This window comes from Candidatus Nomurabacteria bacterium, from assembly GCA_023898425.1.
Classification (GTDB): Bacteria; Patescibacteriota; Patescibacteriia; order 2-12-FULL-60-25; family 2-12-FULL-60-25; genus HK-STAS-PATE-2.
Window position 1 is genome coordinate 661,534 of the sequence record CP060222.1, and the last position, 23,716, is coordinate 685,249.

18 protein-coding genes and 1 pseudogene are annotated in these 23,716 nt (G+C 45.0%); 1 reads left to right on the forward strand and 18 read right to left on the reverse strand.

Annotated features, from left to right (window positions below; all coding sequences use genetic code 11):
- Positions 1-27: 27 nt before the first annotated feature.
- From ftsA to H6759_03875, 16 genes are all read right to left on the reverse strand, one after another.
- Positions 28-1,287 (reverse strand): cell division protein FtsA, encoded by a 1,260-nt coding sequence (gene ftsA / locus H6759_03800; protein USN52130.1) that lies wholly within the window; start codon positions 1,285-1,287, stop codon positions 28-30.
- Positions 1,284-1,655: a diacylglycerol kinase gene (locus H6759_03805; protein ID USN52131.1), complete on the reverse strand. Its 372-nt coding sequence runs from the start codon at positions 1,653-1,655 to the stop codon at positions 1,284-1,286. Before H6759_03805 ends, ftsA begins: the two co-directional genes overlap by 4 nt.
- On the reverse strand, positions 1,652-2,089 hold the full coding sequence (gene ybeY / locus H6759_03810; GenBank protein ID USN52132.1) for an rRNA maturation RNase YbeY: 438 nt from the start codon (positions 2,087-2,089) through the stop codon (positions 1,652-1,654). The genes H6759_03805 and ybeY overlap by 4 nt, the downstream gene beginning before the upstream one ends.
- Positions 2,086-3,465, reverse strand: coding sequence for a fibronectin type III domain-containing protein (locus H6759_03815; protein ID USN52133.1), 1,380 nt, complete (start codon positions 3,463-3,465; stop codon positions 2,086-2,088). The genes ybeY and H6759_03815 overlap by 4 nt, the downstream gene beginning before the upstream one ends.
- A gap of 3 nt (positions 3,466-3,468) precedes the next feature.
- Positions 3,469-4,407, reverse strand: coding sequence for a hypothetical protein (locus H6759_03820; protein ID USN52134.1), 939 nt, complete (start codon positions 4,405-4,407; stop codon positions 3,469-3,471).
- Positions 4,408-4,424: 17 nt separating this feature from the next.
- A complete protein-coding gene (locus H6759_03825; protein USN52135.1) occupies positions 4,425-4,964 on the reverse strand; it encodes a hypothetical protein in 540 nt (179 codons plus the stop codon).
- Between the two features lie 6 nt (positions 4,965-4,970).
- Positions 4,971-6,098, reverse strand: coding sequence for a hypothetical protein (locus tag H6759_03830; GenBank protein ID USN52136.1), 1,128 nt, complete (start codon positions 6,096-6,098; stop codon positions 4,971-4,973).
- Entirely contained in the window at positions 5,990-14,668 is an 8,679-nt protein-coding gene (locus H6759_03835) for an IPT/TIG domain-containing protein (GenBank protein USN52137.1), read from the reverse strand. The genes H6759_03830 and H6759_03835 overlap by 109 nt, the downstream gene beginning before the upstream one ends.
- Before the next feature lie 6 nt (positions 14,669-14,674).
- On the reverse strand, positions 14,675-16,606 hold the full coding sequence (locus tag H6759_03840) for an Ig-like domain-containing protein (GenBank protein USN52138.1): 1,932 nt from the start codon (positions 16,604-16,606) through the stop codon (positions 14,675-14,677).
- A 9-nt stretch (positions 16,607-16,615) separates the two neighbouring features.
- Positions 16,616-17,053, reverse strand: coding sequence for a GatB/YqeY domain-containing protein (locus H6759_03845; GenBank protein ID USN52139.1), 438 nt, complete (start codon positions 17,051-17,053; stop codon positions 16,616-16,618).
- 90 nt (positions 17,054-17,143) lie between these two features.
- Positions 17,144-17,386: a 30S ribosomal protein S21 gene (locus H6759_03850; protein USN52140.1), complete on the reverse strand. Its 243-nt coding sequence runs from the start codon at positions 17,384-17,386 to the stop codon at positions 17,144-17,146.
- A gap of 196 nt (positions 17,387-17,582) precedes the next feature.
- Positions 17,583-18,965 (reverse strand): histidine--tRNA ligase, encoded by a 1,383-nt coding sequence (locus H6759_03855; GenBank protein ID USN52141.1) that lies wholly within the window; start codon positions 18,963-18,965, stop codon positions 17,583-17,585.
- Positions 18,966-18,969: 4 nt separating this feature from the next.
- On the reverse strand, positions 18,970-19,578 hold the full coding sequence (gene lepB, locus H6759_03860) for a signal peptidase I (GenBank protein ID USN52142.1): 609 nt from the start codon (positions 19,576-19,578) through the stop codon (positions 18,970-18,972).
- Positions 19,579-19,626: 48 nt separating this feature from the next.
- Positions 19,627-20,040, reverse strand: coding sequence for an EVE domain-containing protein (locus tag H6759_03865; protein USN52143.1), 414 nt, complete (start codon positions 20,038-20,040; stop codon positions 19,627-19,629).
- A gap of 4 nt (positions 20,041-20,044) precedes the next feature.
- Positions 20,045-20,971, reverse strand: a complete 927-nt coding sequence (gene miaA / locus H6759_03870) for a tRNA (adenosine(37)-N6)-dimethylallyltransferase MiaA (GenBank protein ID USN52144.1) — start codon at positions 20,969-20,971, stop codon at positions 20,045-20,047.
- Positions 20,972-20,982: 11 nt separating this feature from the next.
- Complete coding sequence (locus H6759_03875) at positions 20,983-21,405, reverse strand: hypothetical protein (protein USN52145.1); 423 nt, start codon at positions 21,403-21,405, stop codon at positions 20,983-20,985.
- 56 nt (positions 21,406-21,461) lie between these two features.
- Between H6759_03875 and H6759_03880 the strand changes: the two genes are divergently transcribed.
- On the forward strand, positions 21,462-21,638 hold the full coding sequence (locus tag H6759_03880; protein ID USN52146.1) for a hypothetical protein: 177 nt from the start codon (positions 21,462-21,464) through the stop codon (positions 21,636-21,638).
- A 13-nt stretch (positions 21,639-21,651) separates the two neighbouring features.
- Here H6759_03880 and eno read toward each other — a convergent pair.
- Together eno and H6759_03890 are read right to left on the reverse strand one after the other, a co-directional pair.
- Positions 21,652-22,914, reverse strand: a pseudogene (gene eno / locus H6759_03885) (phosphopyruvate hydratase).
- A 24-nt stretch (positions 22,915-22,938) separates the two neighbouring features.
- Positions 22,939-23,694 carry an SIMPL domain-containing protein gene (locus H6759_03890; protein USN52147.1) on the reverse strand — a complete coding sequence of 252 codons (756 nt, stop codon included), beginning with the start codon at positions 23,692-23,694 and terminating at the stop codon, positions 22,939-22,941.
- Between the last annotated feature and the right edge of the window lie 22 nt (positions 23,695-23,716).

The window sequence follows — 23,716 nt, forward strand, 5'->3', positions numbered from 1 at the left end:
CAAGGGTACGTCCTTAGAGGGGATTACCTATGGAATGAACGATTTAAAGATCTTTTTTAGTGGTCCGCCGACCTTTTTTAGCAATTGGTCACCACTTGCAACAGCACTTGAGCGAATACCTTGAGCACCACGCTCATCTTCGTATCCCCATTGCAAGAGACTGATTACCGTAGCATAGGCAGGATCTTTTGCGATTTCGATAAGTGGCGTGTGGATAGTGGAGCCTGAAGCGACAACAGCTGGTAAGCGCAATACTCGTCGCGCTACGTCTACAATACCACGTGTTTTTGCGCCACCGCCCGTGATAACAACACCAGCCGATAACATTCCTGAACGGCCAATTTTTTGGAGCTCTTCTTCTATTTTTTCAAAAATTTCTTCTAAACGCGCAACAGCGATATCTGAAATATAACGCGGGTAAGCAAATTCAGATTCTGGCGCACCCAGCTCTTGCAGATCAATCGCCTCCGTATTGGACATATTTTCTGAAACACCATGCACAAAATGCCACTTACATTGCTCTGCCACCTCTAATGAAGTTTGTAATCCAAGCGCAATATCTCGCGTAACGTGATCAGAACCAATAGGCAAAATGACCGCGTGTAATAGCTCTCCGTCTTCAAAAACAGCGAGAGATGTTGTAGTGGCACCAATATTAACGAGCGCTGAACCCAAATCGCGTTGACGTGGTGTTAAAAATGCCTCTGCTGTTGCGAGTGGAGAAAAAACAAGCCCAGTAACATCAACATTGGTACGCATGACAGATTGCGTAATATTACGCACATGTCCAACGAGACCCTGAATAACACAGACCTCTGCTTCAAGACGAGCGCCTTGCATACCAACAGGATCTTTAATGGATTGTTGCCCATCAATGGTGAATCTCTGTGGTAAACGATGTAAGACTTCGTAATTTGCAGAGTGAGAACTTTGAGCCGCATGCTCAAGCACGCGACGATAGTCTTCTTCGCGAATACCGTCTGGATTAGAAATACCGACAACGCCTTTTGTTGGCTTTACTTGTACTTGTGCCCCACCAACACCTACATAGACCTCTGTAACAGGAATACCAATATTACGTTCAACACGATCCAAAACAGCTGATACAGCGCTTGTTACATCATCCAAAGACTGAACGGCGCCTTTCGAAATACCTACGGACAATACCTCGTCCGCTCCAATCATTGAGAGAATTTCGCGGCGATCCGAATCTACCGTCACTTGCCCAACGGCAAGACGGATTGCGGAACTTCCTAGGTCAATGGCGGCAATAAAGCGATCTCTCATAGTGAAAATACGACATCAATAACCCGTGGTCCGGCAATAAAAATGCCGACACAAAGGGCAAAAACGGAGGCAATCAATACCGAAGCGGCCATTAAATCCTTTACTTCACCGGCATATTCATGCAGGCGTGGCTTCGCGAGATCTACCAAGCGTTCTAAACTACTGTTCGCCAATTCTAGCACGAGCACAAGCACTGTCACAAGCAAGAGCGCGAATCTCTCCCAAAGCTCAAAAGGCAAGGCAAAAACAACAATTACTACCAAGACGGCAGCAAGGCTGTGGATACGAAAATTACGCTCTGTTCTAAAAGCAGTTACGATCCCTCGTAAAGCATTCTGAAAGCTACGCCAAAGACTGCGTCCGTTCATACGTTCATGATCCTCTCTAGGAGCTCTTCTTGCAAGCGAAACATCACCATCTCCTCATCTTCAGTAGCATGATCGTATCCCTTAAGGTGTAAAACCCCATGGATCATCAATCGAAGCAATTCTTCTCGTGCTGAGATAGCACGACGCTTGGCTTCTCTTGTGGCATAAGAAGGACAAATAACAATATCCCCTAACTCAAATTCTACGGGTGATTGCATCGCTGGATCTGCGTTAAATGAAAGCACATCTGTAGGTTTATTTATCTTGCGATACTGCTTATTTAATGTCTGAATTCGTTTTGGCGTGACAAAAGAAAGACTCACTAAGGTTGCCTTTCGTATTTTTAATTTTTTTGATAATAATTCTGCAGCGCGCGTGATATCGCGTTCAGAAAGCACTTTTGGCAAAGCCGTAACTCGTGTGAATTGGATCATGGTGATGTTGTTGTGACATTAGGAATATCGACGGTACTTGTTGTCGTGACGGTATTTTCTGTTATTGCTGTAGTGGTAGTTGTAGCACCCACAACATCACCAGGACCATTTAACAAAGATTCTTCTGGAGGGATCATTTGTACCGGTGCGCCTTCGAGCTCTAGCGAGTTCAACATCATCTCATAAATCGTGCGGTAATTGATATACGGCTTACTATCTGGATTGTATTTGAAGATAAAGACGCGTTCTCCCCAGGTGAATACCGCCTCTAAGCGATCTGGGCTCAAAATCCCCTCTAGACCTTGCTTTGTGGTTAATGAACGCAACATATCAGCCGTTGTTGTAGGACTTTTTGTAAGATACCAATCTTTTGCCGAGAGCTGCTGTGTATTTGGTACTACCTCGATCAAAAATCTTTCTCCTTGTCCCGTAACAATACTTGCTCTCTCGCCATCCGCGATATCCATCGAGCTCGTCCAAGCGGATGGCACGATAATCGACCAACCAATCGAGCCTTTAAACGATTTTACTAAGGTTGTATCTAAAATTTTTACTGGTGCTTGTGCCGCAGGATTATAAAGATGGAATACTTCGTTACCATCTAAGAACCCATCACGATCCGTATCGGGATTACGAGGATCTGTTGAGAAGACAAGCTCCTCGCTATCAGACAAACCATCCGAGTCAGAATCAAGTCCTCCAGGTGGCAAAGACGGCGTCACGGGTTGCGCCGAAGCTACCGTCGCTAATGCTTCTGCAGAAGCAGGAGAAGCCCCGCCTTCGTTAACAGCAGAAATACGATATCGATAACTCAAACCAGCCGAAACACTTACATCAAGAAAAGATGTGCTATTTGCAGGTAGATTCGTCAAAATAGCAAAAGCTCCATCCGCCGTAGCGCGCTCTAAACGGAAACCTGTTTCGTCATTGGTTGCATCCAACCAAGTTAAGGTAATAGCTTGTGTACCACTCACTGATGTCGCCATGATATTTGCTGGCGTTTGTGGAGGTGACTTTACAGGAGTTTCAATAACGGGAGGCGTTGTTACAATAGGTTCTTTTTTACCAAAAAGCGCTTCGCGATTTACATAAGCAAAACCACCACCGATCAAAAGCAAAATAATCAGCGCAAGAGCAATATATGGCCAAGGCGAAGGCTTTTCTTCTGCCATAGGAACCAAAGCCTGTTTTGGCTTTGGTGGTGGCGGTGGTGTAGCGGGAGCAGGTGTTGGTGTTGCTTCTTTGGCCTCCATTTCGCGCGCATCCATCTTTAAAGCGACGCCGTAGTATTTCTCCGGCATCACCACGATCTCTGGGGATCGTTTTGGTGACGATGGCGCTTCTGTGGGCGCTTTTGTCGCTTCAAAGGGATTCATACATTAGGGGTTGAGTTTTGGCACCTCACACGTTGGTGTAGCGCACTTTCCGTCTCCACGGGGATTATAACCATTCTTAACCTCGTCACCATCCGGATATGTATCTTTATCGGTATCTCTATTTAAAGGATTGGTGCCGTAAATTTTATTTTCATCACCATCTGTTAAACCATCACCGTCAGAATCTGGATTATTTGGATCTAAGCCTAGCTCGATCTCTTGTTGATCAGATAAACCGTCCTTATCAGTATCAACAACGCTCGTTGTAGATGGTGATGGTACCACTACAGGTGTTGATGTGGATGGTAAAGGGATATTAACGCCAGAAGGAGGGATCGTGACCGGAGGTGGTAATGTTAATCCGCCCTTTGTTGTATCAACCTCTGTATCCGTTGACGTAGTCTCATTACTCGTTGGCGTAGTTGGGATAGGTGTTACCACATTTGTTGTTGTCGCCTGTGGAACGGTGTTTACAACAGGATCTTTTAACGTTGTGTCATTAGAGTTTTTATTGATCAATGTATAGATACCAAAAGCAGCTCCACCTAGTAAAACCAAAATCAATAAAGCAAGTAGCGCGACCTTCACCATAGATGGGCCCGTTGATGACGGTACTGGCGCCATTGCAGGCATCACCGGTGTACGCACAGGAGCACGGGTTGGCGCAGAATCCGCAAACATATCTTCTGGCTCTTGTGGCTTTGAAGACATGTCTTTATCTGTCATAGCCTCCGTAGGCATAGACTGAATTTCTGGACGTTGAGCTGCAACAGGCGCAGGAGCATTAAGCGCATCAGGCAAAGGGCGCACCGGCGTTGGTGTCGGTGAGTTTGATGCTGGTCTAGGTGTTGCTACCTGAGTTGGCTCAGGTGCTGCCATGGATTCTAATGCTTCGTCCGATACATCGTCGGGTGCAAATGGTAAATTGTTTGGCGGATTCATAGGCGTTTATTCGTTGATTATACAGGTTGATACAGCGCATCTCCCTCTCCTAATGGATTATACCCGTTTTTGATTTCATCCGCATCATTGAAGCCATCACCATCGGTATCAGCCTTATTTGGATCGGTGCCGTAGCGGGCTTCTTCGGTGTCGGGGATGGAGTCGGAGTCTGAGTCAAGCGAGCTATCTATGCTATTAGATTCATCCACATTTAAATCACTGTTTACCTCTTCTAATACATCTGGCTGTGGATTTAGGGCTGCTTTTGCTAATTGTTCATTGATGGTGGTAGCAATGTTTTCTTCAGTAGCTTCTACATGACCTTCTGTATAAAACCCTTCGCTTGGCGGATTAGCTATCCTCTCCACGGACAAGACCGGTATATCATTCGTTGAGGTTGCTTTATTTGTGCCAGATATGACATCAGATACCGTAACCGACACTCCTTCATCGGCTATCTCTCTATTTCTAAGCCAATAGATACCCGTCAACAATAATGAAATTCCTGTAACCACTGTTAAGATAAAAACGTTTTTTTTGTTGATTGTATTGATCATATTACTTTATCTTGCATCCCTGAAATTTAGGTACGTCACTCCAGAATCCTCTCCAGTGACCCGGCATTGAGAATTGATAAGCTTGTTCTGTATTGTTATATCCCCTGTTTTTTCGTTCTGTGAAAAGACATGCCACGCATGAACGTCCGTAGACGTACCTATACCACACGATGTCTTTGACGCAATATCTTTATAATTTAGAGTATACATATTTTGCGATGTGATCACACGAACACGTAGCCCTAACAATCCTGCATAGGTTTCAGGGTAACGCAATCTGAACGTCCCATCATTATACTCAGTCTTATAAGTGAAATCTACGATATATTGATAGTTGCCCGTGCCTGTATTCCAGCTAGGGTCTCTACGATAGGCGTCTGTACGTGGGAAAGAATTAGATATTCCAAATGGATAATTACAGTGTAAATTTATATTTGAATTATCATTTGGAGACGCATTATCTGGTAACACATATCTACCTGGACTTACCTTATCTTTTTGTGACCAAGGCGTATAACAAGCCAGATAGGCATGTGGCCAATGCCCTAGATCTATATTCATATCTCCTCTATAAAAATCACGGAAACAATCAATATTGTCTTGATTATTTTGCGATGTCCAATTACATGGGTGACTTGGCTCAAACTTGTAAGGACTAGCTGATAAGCGAGTACCATAAGCTACGTCATTACCATCACGATGCCCCATACTTGGTGGCAAGTACAACCTATTTGTAAAGTATTGGGTTAGATGCTCATTACCACTAGTCTCAGTACCATCAAGAATAACGTAGGTTTCGTTTTGAGCTACTTTTGGCGCAAGATATAACTTTGCAATCTCCGATCTACTATTGAACGAAAATTGATTTGATTCATATGGCCAGTAACCTCCATTAGCTCCCTCATCTGGTTCTGGGATATTTTTGAATGGTTCATCTGGGCTTATTGCTGGATCATAATCTGTAAATTTAACAGGGTTTGTCCCAGGGATAGGCATTCTGTATGGGCTATTGTTTACTGTGTATTTCAATACACCCCAAGGCTGTCCATCACATCCATTAAAAGGTCTTCCGGTTTTGACCCCGTACAAATATTGTCTTTGTAATAATCGACCACGATTTTGTAGCTTGAACATGCGGGATTTTTCAGAATGTTTTCAAATCTATATTTGCCATCTTTATCTGCTATCACATCCTTAACACGAAGCCCACGGCTAAAGAGTGTAACGCGTGCTCCAGGTATAGGGTAATATCGATACAACGCATCAAGCACCTGACCTTCAATCACACCGTCTCCAATTGCATCCGAACATTTAGCACAACCAGAATACTGACACGTATTGTTACAAGTAATTTCATCACGTCCACTCACCTGACGATTCGCAAAGTCATACCCAAGCGCCTTACAGCTTACATTTGGATCAATAGCAACACCTGCTTCACATTGCTCTGGGCTATTTTCATCAACACGTCCATTGCCACAGTACCCACCTGACTGCGCTACTTGCTGACAAGAAGTCGTACAGGCGAGACACGTTGAACCATAGTCGGCACCATCTGGACATGCGCCACCGTTTTGTGAGCCGAGATCACATTGCTCAACGCCTGCGTTAATTTTTCCGTCACCACAAATATTCTTTTTACACGAATTTGTATACGTGTCGGTATCGCTACGATTACCGTCATCGCATTCTTCGCCTTGGTCGACGTTACCGTCTCCACAAGAGCCGACTGGTTTACAGCCAGACCAGTCAGCAAATTGACACTGATTCTGCAAGCCTGGAGACGTACAAACACGCATATTTTGTGTTTCGTACTCTGCGCAAGTACCGCCTACAGAGGCACAATCGCTATTTGTATTACACGAAACAAAGTTATTCTCTGGAGTTTTAACGGTACAATATTTCACAGGAGAACAGCCTTCTTTTGTTGTTTCGACATTACCATCGCACTTCTCATACGGAGCGTCGACTTTATTATCACCACAAAATGGCGCAACACCCTGACATGATTGAGAACAGGTTAATGCCGCATTACAACCCGGGCCACAATACTCACCATTACGATTACCCAAATCGCAGAGCTCACCCGGTGCTAATTTGTTGTCACCACAGTAACTATCATAGCCTGTACAGGTACGATTACAGCGACCATAGGTACCATTAAGCGCACTTCCGTCATCACAAACTTCGAGAGTAGGTAGTTCTGTACATGTGATATTCGAACCTACCGGATCACCCGGTGACTGACATTCGGCTGCATTGCCTGCGTTAGTACATGCTTGACCATACTTTAACCCCTCACCACCAAGACACTGTGCACGGTCAATACGACCATTGCCACACATGCTTTGTGCAACACAGGTAGCATTTGATGAATCAACAAAGCCTTTACAATCGTTACAGACTTGTAGTTTTGTCCCTGCTGCACCGGAGGCTGTAGAACAAGAAGCGCCACGCGTATCCCCTACTTCACAGACTTCGTTTGTACCGATAACACCATTACCACAAACATCGTCTTGGCCGTACTCGGTACCTTGGCAAATACCGCTGTACTTCCAAGTGCCACCAACCGTGAGACATTGACCCGTAGAAACTTGAGCGCCCGTTGGGCTTGTAACGGTACAATTCGCATCAACAGAACAAGGGCTATCGATATTTGTACAACGCTTAGCTTCTGTTTGTAGTGATGGCACATAACGTGAGGCATCTGCTGCTTCGAGCTCTGTTCCGAGTTCGAATCGACGGCCACCATCTACGGCACGATATTGATAAATACGTGATACCGATGCTTGTGGTGACGAGGTATTCAAAACAGGACACATATATCTCTTTGAGATTGTGTTCCAACACGTTGTCGCCTCGAGGCCTGTTTGATTTGCAGGTACATTACAAGTTTGACCAGTACCACAATCTGAATCGGTCATACACGCTGATTGTGACGTAGAACAGAATCCACAAGACAAGAAGCGATTTACAGGATCCGTAGCACCGTTATCACCAAAGACGGTTTGCCAGCTCGGCCAACGACTCGTCGACATACCCTGAATAAAGCTACCACTATCAAGCGTTGGATAGGTGCCGTTTTGCTCTTTTGTAAGCTCAAGATTATTACTCATGCGAGAAATATCGGCGATACGCTTAAGATCACGCTGTAACTTAGGCTTAAAGCTCGCACAACGTAGATTGGTATTCTTTTGTAAACACTCCCAATCTGCCGTACAAGTGACGCGAGCACCGTTTTCACGATAGGTTTCGCTTACCGAATGACCTGGTTCAGCGATGGCATATTCACAAGCATTTTGAACATCATCTTGAAGATTTGCGTTTAAGAAGAAGTTTGCAACAAGCTGATCAAAAATACCTTGCGTGATCTTACTTGCATCGGGGTTACGTGAAATGATGTAGATATTTGGATAAACGTCGCCATTAGCAAGATCGTTTGTATTTGCTGCCGAAACATAAACAGTAGCTCCATCTTTGAGTGCCTCGTAACCATCGACCGTTGCTGACTGCGGTGAACCCGAGAACCCTTTTGATGCAAACCAATCACGTATATTTAAGTGCAGTGGATTAGACATCACACGAATACCGATACCATCCCCTGCTAATTCTGGTGAGCTAGCTGTATCAAAACTAAGAAGATATTGACGTAATACACCTTGTGCACGATCAGCATTTGATAGCTCCACATGAACAGCATTCATCGAAGGTAGATCATCTGCTGTGAGATCAAGACTCTCTCCATCGCGACAATACATCGTAGAGAAGTTAAAGAATGTTGGGCCATTAGCTATTTCAGGAGCATAATGAGCAAGAGCATCAGAGTTTTCTACATCAGCAAATGCACCCAGATTACGTGCTGGCCATGGATTTTCACAAAGAAGAGCTGTACTCAATAATGCTCCTCGAATAATTTGATTTGTTGACGAAGGTGTTGTGACGGCATCGTTTGTAATACGTAACTCAGCTGAAATATACGAGCTTCCCATCTTGTCTTTTGAAGAAACATCTGCCTGTGTGCCACCGACCTGATTTCCGGCGATACCAGCAACAGAGAATACCGGCTCTTCAGAAGAGCTCCATGGCTGCCACTCCCAATTATATTCTGTAACAGGTGACAAGAGCGAAGCGGACCCTGCCTGAACCGAAACAACTTGAGCATTGTACCGATGGGTCTCGTTTACTTTTGTAAAGGTAGCTGGTGAATCAACGTTTGTATCCGAAACACGAATATCCGATATCGTACAAATGCTTGCACCTGTAGTAAATGGCCAGAATTGTGATCCTGACATTACAACACCGCGCTTAGACATAATGCCCGTTTTACCATCTGGGTTATCCGTAAGATTTACGTCGCCACGTACCAATACACCGTATTGTGTATTCGCTTTTAATGCCGAAGAGATATACAAGTATGCCGTCGTTTGACCATTTGATTCTGTTGTAGAAATCGTTCCTTTTACACTGCCTGCACAATACACATCCGCTTGAGCTGGCTTTACAAAGAACGCGGTTACCCAGTTTTTGATTTTTGCAAACCAACCTTGCGGAGAAGCTTGTACGATAGTGACATCCTCAAGACCAGCAGGACACGCAGTACCTGAATGTACTTCAGTAATAATCAAATGATTCGTAATAGACTGCTCATCCATTAGCGTATTGAACTTAAGAGTGAAAGCTGTATTGCGACATACACCCGTTGCGCCTGAAGCTGGTGTCGCCGAGACAATATCCGGACGTGGCGCACAGCAACCCGATTGATCAAGGCCAGTCCCACTAGGACAAGACAGCTCCGTCGTATAACCACATTTTAACCCATAGACCGCTGAACCTGTTTTTTGTGTGACGGTTGCGTTTAGCACCGAGCTCATAAGTCCGCTTGCATCTGGGTTGGCTTCGCCTACGATTTCAGCTAGCTGAATGGCATCTGGGCTTGTACCAGCACCTGCACTTTCACACATAATGGATTCACCGATACCTGTGACACCATCACCACAGAAAGAAGGGTTGATATAGGATGCAGACGAACCCTCTAAGAGACAACTACTCGAACAGCCGTCACCTGCTACTGAATTTCCGTCATCGCAGGTTTCGCCTGCAGTAAGATCTGTATTACCGTTGCCACAACAAGCACCGATACTGGTACTGGTACATGCTTGCGTACCCGTCTTGAGACAGGTGTTTGCATCACAGCCTGCGATAGGCCATACACCGCCGATTTTTTCACAGGTCTCACCGGCTTCTTGAATACCATTGCCACAAAGCGCAACAACCGCTGTTGATCCTTCGTTGGTACAAATACTGCTACAGCCGTCACCGCTACGCGTATTACCGTCATCACAAGACTCCCCGTCAGCAATGTCTCCATTACCACAAGTAGAACCACCTTCGTTTGCTCCCAATACCTGACAATCTGCTGAACAGCCCGGTGTACCATTTGGACCTGGGTCACATTGCTCCCCACGATCAATAGTTCCATTACCACATTGTGCGCTCGCTGAAGGCTTCCAAAGACACTGCGAAGAACAGGTTGCTGTTTCTGAACCTTCGTCACACTCTTCGCCACCTATAGCATCTGCAGACAAGATGACACAATTATCTCCAAAAATCGTACGCCCATTAATACAGTAGGCGGCATTTTTTGTTTCGACGATACGGTTTCCGCAAGAAGCCGTTTTTCCTGCGACACCTGTAGCACCGGTTTGGATACAACGGTCTGTACAACCTGCTGCACGATTTTTTGATGTACTCACCAAGCCTGTAGAAGGAGCGTTTCCGTTACCACCATTAATAAAGCGACTTACGTCACCGCTTTGATCAATAGACCAATTGTAAGACTGGTTATTTGAGAGGATCTGTCCTTTTTGTGAACAGCTATCAGGAGCGGATTTTGTGCTTGCCGCAAACAATTGTCGTTGACCAACAACTGTTTCGATCTTTTTCATCGGCGAAACATCAACAGCCGCAATACCGCACATCGTGTCATCTGAGTCTTTTACACGGAAGGTCCATGTATATCCCTCAGGGCTATTTAAGTCGGTAAGGAGTAAGCCATCAACCGATCGCACACCCTGCAAAGTACCACCACGAACCGTAACTTTATAGAACTTACCACGTTGAAGCAGTGTATTGCCTTGGTTATCCAACATGTCTAGCTTTGCAAAACGTAGCTTTGGATCATTTGAGCCAGGTACCGCCGAAAGCGTTGCCGAAGGTAATTGACTTGGCATCCAAATTTGATCAAAGGTGCGGCAATTTTCATTGGTACAACGACGTACTTCAAAGGCATTTGCTACAGAAGCGGCATTCATTGGCACACTGAACTCAGCCCATACGGCAGCATTGCTACAGGCGCTGTCACAACCCGGACCATAATTAACTATTGTTGGAGGCTGTGGACGAATATAGAGATCGGCTGTATCAAGATAATCTTCACCACCAAGTACGATAGCAAGCTCAACTTTGACAGGGTCATTACCCGTATCAGCAAGACCTGTTGCAACTTGATCAAGAGACTGTGTTTGGCCATCAATAGTATTTGTGATAGATGCACGACCATCTGAAGTAGACCATTGTGCTGTATACGTAAGACCATTCCAGTTCATCACGATACAAGCATCCTCTCTTGGATAACCAATAACGGTATAGTCACGTGTTTCATTTAAGGTGCTCATCTCTGCTGTATTTGGCAATACATCAATACTTCCTAAGAGACAAACATCCGCTTCGTTACGTGTTTTAAACGTAAAACAGTATGCATTACCAGCGCCACACTCGGTATTTTCTGCCATTGGAATACCTGTTGAGGACAAGATGCCTGTAGTAAGAACAACTTGATAGGTTGATTGTTCGATCCAAGTACCACCAACAACCTGTGCTTGAATATATCCTTCGTCACCATTAGTACCTACTCGTGGGTAGTTTGGGGCAAAATCAACCAACTCTTTTGTGACACAAGCGTCAGCACCTGATCCTGTACAACGATAAAGCTGAATGGTACGGGATGAGCCGGTCCCTACAATGCTTGTCTCATCTAGATGAGTATTAAAGCGCAAATACACGTCACTATTTACACAAACATTATTTCCGCCTTGATGGTTACTCCATGGCGAAGGTGATGGAGGTTTATTTTGGCTACATTCTTCGATAACCAAAGGATTAACCGGGATAATACCCGTAGAAACCGTCCAAGCAAATTGAGCCGATGTAACAGCAGCCGCACAGACACCACCAACCGAACAAGCACCTGAAGCACAACATTGTTCGCTTGCACCACAAATACCGGCATTTTCTTGACAGCTTTGCACGGCAAAAGGCACCGCATTTGAGTTTACGGCATTGACGGCTACCGACACATTGCCCGTTCGTGAACCCGCTGGCACAAAAGACGAAACCGTCTGACTCGTCCAATCCCCGCTTTCAACTGTTGCATCAACGCGCGCGGTGCCTGTACCCGTAAAGGTAAGTTGACCAGCATTTGAAAAATTCTCACCAACGACGTCGATAGGTGTTCCAACAGGACCTGATGCTGGGCGAATCGCACAAATACCAGGAGTAGGCGTACCACTCTCAACCACAAAGCTCGCCGCCGAAGATGCGACAGCATCAGAACGCTCAAGAACAACAGTATAAGGCCCAGGAGCAACTGCTTCGTTTCCAATACCCGCACTGACATTTGCAGGAACCTTAACGGTGACCGCTGTATTTGACCAAAAGCCTGTACCACAAGCTGCTGGAAAATTTGTATCTGCAATACCCGTTGCACCATCAGCACGTTTAAAGGTTACCTTACCTACCGTATTACCAAAGTCCGTACCTTGAAGGGTAATATATTGCCCGATAGCACCACGATCCGGCGTAATACTATTAATTTTTGGCGCTGATGCAGCTGTTCTCGTATCGATTCTAAAGGCTCGTTGATTTGAAGAGATATTGTTTGATACGACAGAAACCGGATAGTTTGCCGGAGTATAAACAGGGGTATTTAAAATAATCGATGTGTCGGACCATGTTTGCACGGTTGATGCTTCGCGATCAGCAAAAAAGACTTTTCCGGCTGTTGCACCAAAGCCAATACCACGAATCTCGATACGATCACCACTAAAACCTGAGTCTGGTGAAATCTGACATATCGCAGGATGAGCAACATCATTAACAACAAAAGGCTCTAAAACAGGACCGTTTGTATCAATTGAAGAATCCGTAAGATTATTTGTTGCATGTTGCACATCAAGTCCACCCGTCTCAGCGCCAGCAGGTACCTCTACAAGAATTGAATTACTCGTCCACGTTGCAACACCGCTTGCAAGACAAGCCTGCGCCGGTTGCGCCACGACACCATTCGTAAAGCGAACGGTTCCAGGCGAATTACCAAATCCACGACCCGTAATTGACACGACGGTTCCTGGGCGACCATCTAGAGGTGAGATACCTGTAATGAGCGGCGCATCGACACAGATATTATTCACACAAGCGCCCGAAGAACAATCGCTATTACCAGTACAACTAGTGCCTGAGCAAGCGCCGCAAGATCCTCCACAATCAATCGCCGTTTCATCACCATTCAATAAACCATCAGCACAGTAAGCAGGACGAACGGTAATTGTTATTGAATTTGAATTGGTAAAGTTTGAATCTAAATCAAAGACTTTTACAGAGAGCGTGTGGCTTCCTGGTGTTAAAATCGTTGAGTCAATCTGACCAGAAAGCGTCGTAACCCCATTATCAGTGCCAGAAATAACGGCATTACCTCTCGTGCTGCCGTCTAAAAGAATTTCTGCCATTGAGATACCCGAATCATCGGTTGCTGTAGCAGATACAGAAACCGAGTCGCCCTGCACAAAAATCGCTCCGTTTAATGGTGTGACAAGACTAACGCTTGGCGCTTGTGTATCCACAAGATCACCTGTTTCAAAATCCGCTGTACATGCTGGTGCAAAACCGCCACATGTAATCGCGAGTCCTGATACTGAACGCGTACCGCTTCCAACACGAATGGTAAAACCTGTATTTGCCTCTAAACATTTACGATCTTCGTTTGGTGCTGGACATGTTGCCGTAGGGACAAAGGTTGCTACCGAACCGATAAGCAACCACTCACCTTCGACAGCTGATTGATCCGATGTTTTAACAACCTGAATATCAGCATTCGTCGCATCTACTTCGCGAGAAAAAACGATACGAGGCTCAACATTACGCAAAGGCACTGAACCCGTAGGTGTTATGCTTTGAACTTGAAAAGATTGGCTTGAGCCTCCCCCACCTAAGCCACCACCGGAGCCAGAACCACCAGAGCCGCCACTACCACCATTATTCCCATTGGTAGCAGACAATAACGTACTAATAACAAAAGCCGTGATCCCCCATGCTGACAAAATAATCACTAAACCGATAACGGCATTGGTAAGGGTTCGTTTTGCTTTTGCGATTTTTTCTGCATCTCCTCCAGAAGTCATCCATGTAAAACCCGCATACAAAATAATCAAAACAAGAATGATTCCGATAATTCCGAGTGTTGCATTGATAATACGCACGATAATGGTGCGCGGATCTGTTCCTGATAGGTTTACCGTTTGACCCACTTCGTTGAGGCCAAGCGTGTCTTGTGTTTGCGCAAGAACTGATGGCGCATAAACAGCAAGAGCCATCATGACGATGATGGCGGCAAGTGGGGCGATCCAGCCCAATAAACGTTTGTTTTTCATGTGAAATTACGGAAGTCTTATAGGAGCAACACATCCACCCGCTTGTGGACGACCATTACAGCAATTAGGATTTTGCGTATTTGCAGCACAGCTCACGGATGCGGCTGGTACATAACAATTTTGATACAGATTCTGAATGCCAGAATTAAGCACCGGTTGATAAATCGGCACAATTGCTGTAGCGCCTGTACCAGTAGCCGCAACAAAGAGACGATGATCGATCGTAATCTTACCAAGCGATGTTGTGTCACCAACGCCTGCTACAGAACCTGCGGATGTAAGCGGTTGATAGGATGCCGACCACCAAAAAGTATCCGCCATACGTGCTGGCTCATTTGTCTGCAGAACAACTTCGTCACTATTGACCGTTGATGCACGTAAAGGCGTATCAAACGTCGCATCAATCATTGCATCAACTGAAAGATTACTCGAAGCACCAGCATCACCGGCGCGTGGATTTGTTGAGCGAATAACCGGAGCATCTAAGTTTGGTCTGTCCGTCGTCTGAAATGTCCAACCGTAGTCATCATTACCTGCTACAGCATCGCTATCAGAACCTTGGGCTTGATTATCGCCATTACCATCTAAAGAATTGCTCGCAAGATCTACAATACCATCATACAGAGAACCTGATACGGCAGCTGTTGGTGGATTATCACTCAAGGTTGCTGCTTTTGCGACCACAGCAATAGCCGTGCTCGCAGGCAAACAATAGATTGTTGAACCACAAGAATTTGTGCCACAGCTTTGATCGGTGACAAATTCTAAGGTTCGGTATTGATTTGATAATTTAAATGAGCCATTAGGACGCGTTGTCCCGCCAGCCGTCACCTGAACATTGGTAAATCCTGAACCATTTTGAAACATTCCTGATGCAGAAACAGGATCAACCGCTTCGCTAAACTGCATTTGCACAATCACGTTTGGCGCATAGGAGCCGCCGTCAGTAGGAATAACCGAAGTTACACGTGGAGGCGTATTATCGATGATGGTCGATACTTGAAATTGCCATTTATATCCTGCGCTAAAACTCCCTCCGAATGCAGCTGAATTATCTTCTCGACGCAAACCGTTTAATCCTCCAACAAACTCAACCGTATAATCCGTGTCTACGGTTGGGCTACCGAGATATTGCACGGGACGAATCACAAAGGTCTGACGATCGTCGGTAAAACTTACACGCGCCTCGGTTGTGGATAAAGCCTGATCACGTTTACCGGATGGATATACTTTTACAATGTCCGCATTTAAGCCGATGGTTGTCGTGCGACCAGCATCATCAGCAAGATTTGAAGGTGTCCCATTGTCGTCATAACCAGCAATCATGGTTGAAAGCTTGATTGGTTCTTTGAAGGTGATAACGATGGCTGTATTACGCGCAATACCGGTTGCATCACGAGCCGGAATATGAGACTCGACGATCCCTGCACCGAGCGCACCGGCAGAACCAGGAAATCCACCATTATTACCAAACGGGTCACCTGTACCGGATCCGCCGCCAAGACCACCATCGCCCGCTAAAAGCCCGATAACAAATGCGGTGATCGCAAAAGAAGAAACGATGATAATTAACCCAATAATACCGTTACGAATCCAGAGTTTTGCTTTTTCGATTTGTTCATTATTGCCACCCGCCGTCATCCACAACCAACCTGCATAGATGATAATAACGAGCAATACGATACCCATGAAACCCAAAAAGATATTGATGATACGACCAATAATCGTAGGAAGATCCGTTTGCGTTTCTAAACCGGTGGCAGCACCAACTTCGGTGAGACCTGGGTCAACGGTTTGTGCAAAGACGGCGGATGGGGCGGCAAAAAAAGCGACGCAAAAAAACACCGCAATCACGACAGCGAAAATACTCGCCATCCGTGATCGTGCGGTGCTTCTTACGGAACCATCCGAAAGCATGGGAAGGAGGGATCCAAACATGTACACATCTTACTCCGAAAGCAGTCTCTGGACAATGGCTCTGACAGTGTTTCCGTCGGCCTTTCCATCCACAGCCTTCATTGCCGCTCCCATGGCCTTACCCATATCACTTGCCTGCATACCTGCAACAGCTTCTTTCACGATTTTTTCTACTTCTTCTACCGGCATTGCTGGGGGTAAATAGGCAGAAAGGATATCGATTTCTTGCTGTTGTTTTTCTACAAGGTCTTGGCGTCCTGCGGTCTGAAAATCTGAGATCGCGTCTTGATATTGCTTGATCATGGTTTTCAAAACAGCAAAGGCGCTTTGATCATCGAGATCTTTTTGCATTTCTATTTGTTTGTTTTTTAACGAAGTGCGAGCCATGCGTAGCACCGAAAGGCGCTGTTCGCTTTTTGCCTTCATGGCTTCTTTTAAGTCTTGGTCAATACGTTCGATGACGGTCATAGTATGAACTACTTTAACGGATAAGAACAAAAGAAGCTAGCTATTAACGACTAGTAACCTAGTGGCTAATCTCTAGCTTCTTGGATGCGTTTAACGGCGTCCTTTTTTGCGTTTTTCTTCTTTGAGCTGACCTGTTTTCATGAGGTATTCGTACTGTTGACTCATGAATTCGCGGCGAAGAGCCCCGAAGCGGCGACCATTACGGTTTGGACCGCCATCGTGGAAACGACGTTTTTTGGCTTCGATTTGTTTGCCGCTGGACTGAAAGCGACGCTGGAAGCGGCGCAACATAGCGTCAAATGTTTCGTTTTTCTTGCGATTGATTTGTACCATGGTGACACGCTCCTTTCTGGGTAAATTCGTATCTAATTGATACGTTGGCCCAGAATATAGCTGAACTTAGCCAAAACGTCAATAAGTCAAATTGGGCCTGAATCATCCCCTGCCCCTTCTTTATTTAAAGAAGGGCGACTGACTCTGACCTCCCTCTTCTTTTAATAAAGAAGAGGGAATGAGGGAGATGATTCTCTTAAGGCTTTAAATTCTGTAGTTTTTTCTTGATTTCGTGGACGGCTTTTTTGATATCTACCGTTTCTTGAGAACCAGCATCCATATCACGGATTAAGACGGTACCGTCAAGAACTTCCTTTTGGCCCAAGACGAGCGCCCATTTTGCCTGACGTTTATTTGCTACTTCCATCTGTGCTTTGATATTGGATTTGGCAAAGGCTTCACCAACAGGAATACCTGCTTCGCGGAACTCTTCAAAGAGAGCGAGGGCTTTTTTGCGACCCATATCTCCAAGTTGAGCGATAAAGACATCTACCGATGCATAACGATGCTGATCAGGAGAAGGTGGGTTCTTTTCTTTTAGGCGAGAGATGATGCGATCGACACCAAAGGCACAACCCACAGCTGGTGTAGGGCGGCCACCGAGTAACTCAACGAGACCATCATAGCGTCCACCGCCACCAAGAGCAGACTGTGATTGTTCTGCATCCTCTGTGCTTGCATACCACTCCCAAACGGTTTTGGTGTAGTAATCAAGACCGCGAACCAAGTATGGATCAAGCTGATACGGCACACCTAACTCATCAAGATACTCGAGCACTCGCATAAAGTGCGCTTTTGAATCCTCATCCAACCAATCAACGAGTTGCGGTGCTTCAGCTTTTAACTCAAGAATGACTGGATCTTTTGAATCGAGTAAACGCAATGGATTTTTTAATAAACGTTTTTTGTCTTCGTCTGAAAGTTTGGCTTTCTTTGCACGGAAATAGGCAACGAGAGCATTCTTATAGTTTGCGCGAGATTCTGGTGTACCGAGTGAGTTGATACGTAATACTGCATCAATACCTAAGCTCTTTAACACATTCCAGCCAAGAACAATAAGTTGCGCATCGACAATCGCGTCTTCTTCGCCAATACATTCGAAACCTGCTTGGTAGAATTGTCTAAATCGACCAGACTGTGGACGATCATAGCGAAACATTGGACCTTCGTACCAAAGTTTTACGGGTTGTGGCACGTTTAACATGCCGTGTTGAATGTAAGAACGAACAACGCCCGCTGTACCTTCTGGACGTAATGCTGCGTCTTCGCCACCGAGTGTATCAAAGCGATAGAGTTCTTTTTCAACGACATCCGTTGCACGACCTACGCCACGAATAAAGAGAGCCGTCTCTTCTACGATTGGTGTATCAATGCGATCAAAGCCGTATGACCCTGCAATGCTTGCAACGGTGTCACGCACTTCTTGCCAATAAGGCTGATCATTTGGCACAAGATCACGCATACCGCGCATGATCTGAATCGGTTGCGGAGCTTTTTTGGATGATGTCGCTGCTTCTGCAGAGGCTTTTGCGGTTGCCGTTGTTTTTGCAACGGTCTTTTTTACTGGTTTGGATGGCATAGGTTTATTTGTCTAATTCGTAATCAAATGAAGTGAAGTGTTTCCAGCGATCAAACGGAAATCCGCGTAGCCAGACTCGACCAACGACATAGCTTTTATTTACTGGTCCAAAGAAACGAGAGTCTAAACTTGATGAACGATTATCTCCAAGGACATAATACTCATCCATTTTTAACGTTACGGTTTGTGAATTTGCCGTGAAGTCTTGATCGAGGTAGCTTGTTTCGTTTATAAGCATCCCGTTAGGATGTTTATCATTGTAGATCTTAATCTTACCATTTGAGATTTCTACCGTTTCACCTGGCAAACCGATAATGCGTTTAATGAAAAATTCTTTCGTATTGTTTGGATACTTGAATACCACGACATCACCACGCGCAGGCGTATGCAATCGATAGGAGAGTTCATCGATGATCAAGTATTCATGATCAAAGAAATTTGGCTCCATGCTAGCACCCTGAACGTAAAAAGGCTGGATGAGAAAAAAACGAATCGGAATAATAAGCGCTAAAGAAATGGCCAATACTTGAACAACTTCAAGGATAACTCCTAGCGGAGATGATGATGCCTCGCTTACCGAGTCATCCGTCTTTTTGCGAAATAGTGTAAACATAGCGGAATACGGCCTATCATACCCTAAAAAAGACCCCTTGTCGAGCCTCTACTTTTGACTTTTTTCGATGATTTTTTCGTATTGTTTTATCGTCACCGGCATGACCGAAAGCCTCGATTGACGTACGAGCGAAAAGTCAACAAAAAAAGCATCTGCCTTAATCTCAGCTAGTGTCACTGGTTTCTTTAATGCTTTAACTGGAACGATGTCCACAGCCACCCAATCTCGCTTTTGATCAGTATTCGTTGGATCCGGATAAGCGGATTTTTTTATTGAAGCGAGGCCTACCACTTTTTTGGGACCTTGGCTTTCATAAAAAAGCGCGATGTCCCCTACCTTCATCTTTTTTAGATTCAAAGCTGCTGCCGCACTGCGTACACCTGTCCAAGCCGTTTTGCCATCATGAAGCAATTCTTTCCAACCAAATTCTTCGGGGTCGGATTTAATAAGCCAATAGTTCATAGATTTATGTTCTTAAAAAACGAATTGCTTCGGTAAGTGCTTCTTGATCACTCTCTAACCACTTGATGCGCTGATCCCGCTTAAACCAAGTAAGTTGGCGTTTTGCATAATGCCATGTCGCTAATTGAATAGCGGTTTTTGCTTCGTTTTCTGTTAATTGTCCCTCAAGCACTTGGCGTAACTCTGGATACCCAATAGAAGACCATGCCGGCACATCGAGCGGAATATCTTTTGTTAATAAATCACGAACCTCTTGTAACCAGCCATCATGAAAGAACCGTTCAATGGTTGTATCGATGCGATTACGCAATACCTCTGGCTCATGTTTTAATGCTAACTGCAATGCATCATATTTTGGATCACCGTTTTTACGAATTTCGTTTATTGGAAGGTCGAGTGCTTTTATAAGCTCTATCGCTCGAATAATACGTCGAGGATTTTGTAAATCGATGCTATTGCCTGCATCTTCATCTAATTCTAGCAGCTCATGAACAAGCTCAGGCAGGTCTTTTTGCTCAAGTTCTTTGCGTAGCTCTTCGTTTGGTGGAACCTCTGGTAATAATGGTTGATCGATCAAAGCGCTGATATACAAACCTGTGCCACCAACAATGATAGGTAGCTTATTACGTGATAAAATATCTTCAATACGTTCTTCAGCGAGCGCTTTATATTCGGCAACGCTGATTGGCTCACGAGGGTCTTGCGAATCCATCAAATAATGCGGGACATCATCTACCCAACAGATATGTTCGTCGTGGTGATATTCGCTTTCGCATTCGGGCTTACCAGTACCAATAGAAAAATCTTTATAGAGTTGACGAGCATCAGCGCTCACAATTTCTCCATCAAATCTTTTTGCTAACAAAAGACCCAGCGAAGTTTTACCGCTTGCTGTTGGACCAACGATACAGAGGATTTTTGGTAAGCTCACATTACCTCTGACTAATTACCCGCTTTTGCTTTTTTGATGGCTTGCACAACACGACTATCGCTCTTGAGCTGTTCTACAAAAATCACATGTTCGCGATTGATGAGCATCCAGTCTTCTGGGCCATGAAGCTCTTTACCTAGTTTAATGAGAGCCATGTCTCCTTCTGAACCAACTTCGGTACCTTGTGCTTGCACGGGTTGCTTTGACTGCAAGTAGTAAACATCCGTTAGCTTGTACGAACCTCTTGTTGAGACAAGCTTACCAAAATACACTTGGTCATTTGTTAAAAAAACAGCCTGGTAAGAGTCACCGTTAATAACCGAAGGTAAGGCGGTGAACGTATAAACAAAGAGTCCTCCCAAAATAAGGGCACTCATGACCAAGATAGCAATTGCTCGTTGACGAGATTCGGTCAAAAACATTGGTATACGCATATGCCTACAGTGTAACACATTCTCAACGACAATAAAAAGCGCTATAATAAAGACCTATGGCATCCCCCACCCCTCAACAACAAGCCGCCTTAAAGCAAGCCTACCTAAAACTCAATAAAGACTTGCATGACGTAAAAAAAACATTTATCGAGCGTTCACTCCCCGTTCTTGATCAACTAGACGAAAAAACCCAACAAGCGATACGTGATCACATCAAAAACACCTCGGAGTAACCGAGGTGTTTTTTTATTTGCGTGTCTCGAGCGAGATCTCCATGAGACGATTGTATTTTTCGACGCGCTCAGAACGAGAGAGACTACCGGTTTTGATATAGTCTGATCCGCAAGCATAAGCAAGGTCAGCAATAAACGTATCCGACGTTTCTCCTGAGCGATGCGAGATCGCTGTTTTAAAACCATTGGTATGAGCCATGATAATGGCTTCGACCGTTTCTGTGACTGTACCGATTTGATTTGGCTTAATAAGAATAGCATTTGCTGCTTTTTCTTCTATTCCACGCTTAAGACGATCGACATTTGTGACAAAGAAATCATCACCAACAATAACAGACTTCTTTTTAAGTTTTGGTAACGCTTTGATCCAGGCAGCCCAATCATCTTCGGCAAATGGATCTTCTATAGATTCGAGAGGATACTTTTTTTTGTAACTCGAGATACCGTTGCGTTAACTCATCCGATGTATAGGTCTTACCCTCAGTCTTCATCTCGTAGACACCTTTTTGGCGTTATAAAATTCAGAGGCGGCAATGTCTGTAGCGAGCGTGATATCTTTACCGGGTTTATAACCCGCTTTTTTAATAGCTTGAACCAGCACATCAAAAGCATTTTCTATTGTGTGAAGCTGTGGCGCAAAACCACCTTCATCACCTACCGTCGTTGTAAAACCGTTTTGCTTTAAGATCCCCGCTAGGGCATGAAATACTTCAGAGCCTGCTCGAATACGCTCTTCGATAGTGCGTTGTTTTGGAACAATCATGCACTCTTGGACATCGAGTGACCAGTTTGCATGAGCGCCACCATTTAAAACGTTCATGGTAGGGATAGGCATCTTTGCTGCACGCGGAAACGCGTAGATACGTCTTAAGGTTTTCCACAATGGTTCTTTACGATGCATCGCTACCGCTTCGGCACAAGCAATCGAAACCGCAAGCATCGCATTTGCTCCAAGATGGGATTTTGTTGCTGTGCCATCCAGCTCTCTCATTTTTTCATCAATAGAGGTGAGTTTTGCCGCATTCATGCCTTTTAAGGCGCTCGCAATAGGTCCATTGACGTGTTTTACCGCTTTAAGAACACCTTTGCCACCATAGCGCTTACCACCATCACGAAGCTCTAAAGCTTCATGTGAGCCTGTAGAAGCTCCGCTTGGTACTCTCGATTCTGCTGACGCACCAGAAGAGAGTGTCACGCGACACGCGACGGTTGGATTGCCTCGAGAGTCGAGAATTTCTCGTGCAACGATAGATTTTATTTTTGTATTAATAAACATAAAGGACGCTTACTCATTACCCTATTAACGAATTTCAAAGGTCACCGAGATATCTGCTTCTACATCAAGTGAACCTGGCTTAATATCAGGAGCTTGTGCAACAGCGTCTTCAGCACGGAAGGTATAAATCGGAGGTGTTGGTGCATTTGAAGAACTCTCAGAGAACGTTACGATACGGACGATAGAAACACCCATGGCTTTTGCAAGCATGTCTGCCTTTTCGCGGGCATCAGCTATTGCTTCGGCACGAGCTTGTACTTTTAATGCCGTTGGATCATCTACAGAAAAACGGACGCCATTTACTTGATTTGCGCCTAATGAACCTGCCTTAGCAAGCACATTACCTACCTCGCCTAAATCACGTACTTTTACGTGGAGGTTTTGCGAGACGGCGTACCCACTAATGCGCTGCGCACCGTCTGTATAATCGTAACGTGGTGAGATATTGTAGTTCGTTGTTTGGATATCTTCTTCGGCAATACCCATCTGTTGTAATGCTGCGATAATACTATTCACCTTTTGTGTATTTTCGTTTTGGATGGTTGGAACATCGCTTCCTTCGCTATAAAGACCGAGGTCAATATCAGCAAGATCGGGCTTACTCGAAATGGAGCCGCTTCCGTCAATCGTAATCGTATCACGGCTTCTCGGAGCCTGACCGACTTCATTTGTTTCTTTATACACCTTCAATGTACTCACCAATAAAAACAATGTGAGAGCGCTTAGTGCGATGCTCCCAGCAATATGAACAGCTGAAGGTGATTTTGTTGTAGTAGCCATAAGGTGCGTTTAAGAATCTTAC